We start from the raw sequence: 899 nt of genomic DNA, 5'->3' as shown, positions 1-899 counted from the left end.
TCCATCGCGATTGGGTGGATCAGAGTCACAACCATCTTGATGTTGTCGCCTGGCATTACCATCTCAACGCCTTCTGGCAGTTCGATGGTACCGGTCACGTCAGTTGTACGGAAGTAGAACTGTGGACGGTAGCCTTTGAAGAACGGAGTATGACGGCCGCCTTCGTCTTTGGACAGGATGTACACTTCAGATTCGAACTTGGTGTGTGGCTTGATTGAGCCTGGCTTCGCCAGAACCTGACCACGTTCGATTTCTTCACGTTTGATACCACGCAGCAGAACACCAACGTTCTCACCAGCACGGCCTTCGTCCAGCAGTTTGCGGAACATTTCAACGCCAGTACAGGTAGACTTCGCAGTCTCTTTGATACCAACGATTTCAACTTCTTCGCCAACTTTGATGATACCGCGCTCTACACGACCGGTAACAACGGTACCACGACCGGAGATGGAGAATACGTCTTCGATTGGCAGCAGGAATGGCTTGTCAATCGCACGCTCTGGTTCTGGGATGTAAGAATCCAGGAAGCCAGCCAGTTCGATGATTTTCGCTTCCCACTCAGCTTCGCCTTCCAGCGCTTTCAGAGCAGAACCACGAACGATTGGGGTATCGTCGCCCGGGAAATCGTACTGAGACAGCAGTTCACGAACTTCCATCTCTACCAGTTCCAGCAGCTCTTCGTCATCAACCATGTCGCATTTGTTCAGGAACACGATGATGAAAGGAACGCCTACCTGACGACCCAGCAGGATGTGCTCACGAGTCTGAGGCATTGGGCCGTCAGTCGCAGCAACAACCAGGATCGCGCCGTCCATCTGCGCAGCACCGGTGATCATGTTTTTAACATAGTCGGCGTGGCCTGGGCAGTCTACGTGTGCGTAGTGGCGAGTCGGGGTGTC

1 protein-coding gene is annotated in these 899 nt (G+C 53.2%); it reads right to left on the bottom strand.

Features of this window, described 5'->3' with window-relative positions:
- Positions 1–899, bottom strand: an 899-nt coding sequence (gene tuf / locus NUX24_RS21705; protein WP_257834068.1) for an elongation factor Tu, incomplete at both ends; no start/stop codon positions are given.

Source organism: Enterobacter sp. HG048 (assembly GCF_024702055.1).
Classification (GTDB): Bacteria; Pseudomonadota; Gammaproteobacteria; order Enterobacterales; family Enterobacteriaceae; genus Enterobacter; species Enterobacter dykesii.
Note: the sequence above shows the minus strand (reverse complement) of the source record. Positions and strands in the feature narration are given on the sequence as shown.